4 protein-coding genes are annotated in these 3,794 nt (G+C 37.1%); 1 reads left to right on the forward strand and 3 read right to left on the reverse strand.

Features of this window, described 5'->3' with window-relative positions; genetic code table 11:
- Window positions 1–26 precede the first annotated feature (26 nt).
- The 3 genes from RRY75_RS13540 to RRY75_RS13550 form a co-directional block, all read right to left on the reverse strand.
- Window positions 27–470, reverse strand: coding sequence for a hypothetical protein (locus tag RRY75_RS13540; RefSeq protein WP_332528014.1), 444 nt, complete (start codon window positions 468–470; stop codon window positions 27–29).
- Between the two features lie 24 nt (window positions 471–494).
- Window positions 495–1,562 carry a M20/M25/M40 family metallo-hydrolase gene (locus RRY75_RS13545; RefSeq protein WP_332528013.1) on the reverse strand — a complete coding sequence of 356 codons (1,068 nt, stop codon included), beginning with the start codon at window positions 1,560–1,562 and terminating at the stop codon, window positions 495–497.
- Between the two features lie 94 nt (window positions 1,563–1,656).
- Window positions 1,657–3,369 (reverse strand): family 20 glycosylhydrolase, encoded by a 1,713-nt coding sequence (locus tag RRY75_RS13550; protein ID WP_332717258.1) that lies wholly within the window; start codon window positions 3,367–3,369, stop codon window positions 1,657–1,659.
- Window positions 3,370–3,461: 92 nt separating this feature from the next.
- Between RRY75_RS13550 and RRY75_RS13555 the strand changes: the two genes are divergently transcribed.
- Window positions 3,462–3,593: a hypothetical protein gene (locus RRY75_RS13555; RefSeq protein ID WP_332717261.1), complete on the forward strand. Its 132-nt coding sequence runs from the start codon at window positions 3,462–3,464 to the stop codon at window positions 3,591–3,593.
- Window positions 3,594–3,794: the final 201 nt, after the last annotated feature.

The following is a 3,794-nucleotide window of genomic DNA, read 5'->3' on the forward strand; positions in this document are numbered from 1 at the left end:
ATGAACTTTTTAACAATAAACTGTACCTAGCATAACATTCCAAATAACTCAATACCTAAAGCTACAGAAAACATTATTAAAAATCCTGCAATCATCCATCCTAATACTTTAGAATAATTTTTGGGGGTAACCTTTCCTAAACTATCTAGTTTCTTAATAATGGGATGTAGTCTCCAAAAATAGGTAGCAATTGAAAGAATCATTGCTACAACCGCCCATACCTTTGTGAGCTCCGTTCCTGTAAACAATACCACAAGTAATAATACAATAAAAATAAGCTTTGTACCCGCTACCCAATAAGTCATATAATGTGCAAAAAGATCCATTGGTTCATCTTTTTTTGCATCCTCCCAAGAATCAAATACAGCAACTCCATTGCCAAGTCTCGAGTCTGGAGAAAAATATAAAATAAGAACATTAGCCGTTTCCATAACACAGAATACAATGATTGCAATTGATAAAATATCCATTGTACTTTTCTTCTCCTTGTGTATTTAAAATTTGAACTCATCTAATGGGTTTAAACTTTCAGTGCCCTCAAGACTCATGATCATTTGTACTAAAAGTTCAATTTCATTTTCAATATCTTTCATACTTGCAACTTCACAAGGTGCATGCATATATCTGAGTGGTAAAGATACAAGAGCAACTGGTACGCCTTTACCTGTGAGTCTCATACGGTCTGCATCTGTGCCTGTACTGCCTGGTGTCAACTCATATTGAAGTGGAATGTTGTGTGTAGTAGCTGCAGTTTCTAGAAGTTGGTTGATTTTCTTGTTGATTGGTGCACCTTTTGATAAGATTGGACCTTTGCCAAGGGCTACTGCACCACTCTCTTTTGGACTCATCTCTGGGTGGTCTGTCGCAAAGGATACATCACAGGCAATAGCCATCGTTGGATTGATATGACTTGCAGCAAAGTAAGCCCCTCCCATATTGGTTTCTTCATTAACAGTGCTCACTGCGTATACGGCAACATTTGGATTTTGATCTGCTACTCTTCTTAGGACTTCTGCTACAATGAAAGCACCTGTTCTGTTGTCTAGCCCACGACCTACTATGCGGTCATTTAATAAGTATTCATAGGTTGTATCATAAATCACATAATCTCCTATTGTCACATAGGCTTCTACCTCAGCCTTCGTTGCAGCGCCACAATCTATGTATAAGTCACTCATTTCTATCTTATCTTTTGGACCGCCTTTGTGTTGTGGTTTCACACCTACAACCCCTTTAAGCATACCTTTATGCCCAAGTATTTGTACATTCATTCCCAGTGCCACCTTTGGATTGATGCCACCTGCTTTAGTAATATAAATATACCCCTCTCCATCAATATGACTCACCATAAAGGCAATTTCATCACAGTGTCCTGCTAACATCACCTTAAAAGGTTTCTCTGGATTGACTGCTGCCATCACATTACCTACTCCATCGGTTTCAATTTGGTGAGCAAATCCCTTCACATAGTCTATCCATAAGCGTTGTACCGCTACTTCATCACCTGATGGAGATGGTGTTTCAATAAGTTGTTCTAAAAAGCGTTTAGATATTTCTGTCATTTTGTCTCTCCTCTATATTCTATAAATTGGGGTGCTCCAATTTCTTGGCTACTGCCCTATAGTTTATTATTGTATCAAATGTTGTTGACATTTTCTATTCTTTCATCGGTTCAGTATGGACTGCTTTGCACACTGTATCAAAGACAAGGTAGTCTCCAGAAAAATCATTATTCCATAATTTTTGTCCTATGATTTGTATGGATTCTTTCGCCCTATCATAAATCTCTTCTTCTGAAATTTTCACCTTTATGATGTCACCCCAAATAGAGAAGGCACCACCTAATAATTGTGGATGTCCCGCGGGAATGGTATATGCATCTCTAAAGAGATTAGGCGTCCATCTATCAAATAAGTTTTCTTTATCTAGGTATTCTCTATAATAGTTGGCACTAGGGACAATATATAATCTTGTATCATCAGAATTAATGATGTCATACCCAGCTTCAATCATCTCGATTGCATCCACCCAATCTAGACTCCAAATATTAATAATAACCCCTTCACTCATTATAGGTGTGCCTCCTTTAAATCTACTTAAGTTCCCCCATAATCTTGGTGTCCTTCCTTTAGCCTTAATCCATTTAAGATATCTATCTGTGTACGCTCTAAAAGCTTCTAGTTGCTGTGTATCCCCAAAGTATTCATCTGTTCCTATATGAATATCCTCAAATCTAAAAGTTGGATGCGCACCTTCCATATATTCCTCAAATAACTTATCTACAAATTCATAAGTCTCTTTTTTCATAATATCTAAATGGTCTCTTCCTTTTCCAGTGCCTAATGCTAAAGTTTCATCATACTGTACAAAGGCTAGAGAATGGGCGGGTGTATCAATCTCTGGCACGATATCTACACCATAGTCCTTGGCAAAATCTATAAGCTCTCCAAACTCTTTTTTCGTATAATGACCATCTTTTGCAGCTAGACCTTTATAGGTATCACATTCTAATCTAAACGCTGCATATTGGTCTTTCCACGTTGCTTCATTTATATGTATCTCATTATCGTTTAAGTGGATTTGGAAGTCGTTCATTTTATACCATGCCATAAGCTTTACATATTCTCTTAAAGCATTCATAGAAGAAAACCTTCGTCCTACATCTAGCATAAAACCTCTTTTTTTATACCTAGGATAATCTCTCATAATGCCTTTTGGTATTTGATTATTTTTACTTTTTAAAATTTGCAACATGGTTCTTGTTCCATAGAAAACACCCTTTTTATGAAGTGCACTTATCATGATGCACTTGTCTATGAACATCATATAACCTTCATCACCTATAGCCAGATCTTCGCAATCGAAGCCTAAGCATATATCTCCTCTACCTGCCTTACCGCCTACTTCTATCTTAAGTTCTAGCCCACTGATCCCACAAAGATCTTCTTTAAGCTGATGTGCAAGCGGTAGTAGCTCTTTTTCCCATTGCCTATCTAGTCTTATGACCTGGTCCTTCGTAAGGGTCCATTCTCCTTCTAATCCTATCCATTCTTGTATTTCGGGAATAACATAAGGTTTACTATTTCCACCTACTTGTTCTTGGATTCTTCCTGGTACAAGTAGCTCTATACCCTTTGTCCACATTTCGTGGTCCTGACTGCTCACCTTAAAATCAACAATGACTGTGCGATTTACAAGTGGTTTATGAATATTGCCTTCATCATCTATAATCTGTTTATAATCTGCGCCTATAAATTCTATACTAAATCCTTCTGGCACATAAGGTAGAGTAATCTTTTCATCTTCTAGGGAAATAGGCTTCACCTGTAGGCATTCTATCACTTTTTTTATCTGCTCTTGAGTATTCATATTTTTTCTCCTTATTATAAATTTTATATTATTATAATATATTTTTGTTAAAATTACAAAATTACATTACTCCTTCATTGGTGGCTTTAAGTATGCGCATGATGACCATACTGGCTCTTGGCTACTTAGCTATGCCCATTACCCAATGCTTATCTGGGATTGCTGGTGCACTGCTCACCATTATTTTCTATAAAAGAGGCAAATGGCAAAATAAAGCGCTTTAACAAAAGGGAGTATGGCACAACGAGTTATCATCTCGTTGTGCCATACTCCCTTTTCATATTGTCTCTTTTATCACTCTATTTCATCATTAACTTCCTTAAAGACTGTACCTCTTGTTGCGATAGCCCTATTCTTGTTGCAATTGTTTGATCATCCAATAGATCCAGCAATGCCTTTGCAGCTTCTTTCTTAGCTTCCTCTCG

The organism is Niameybacter sp. (assembly GCF_036655075.1).
GTDB lineage: Bacteria > Bacillota > Clostridia > Lachnospirales > Cellulosilyticaceae > Holtiella.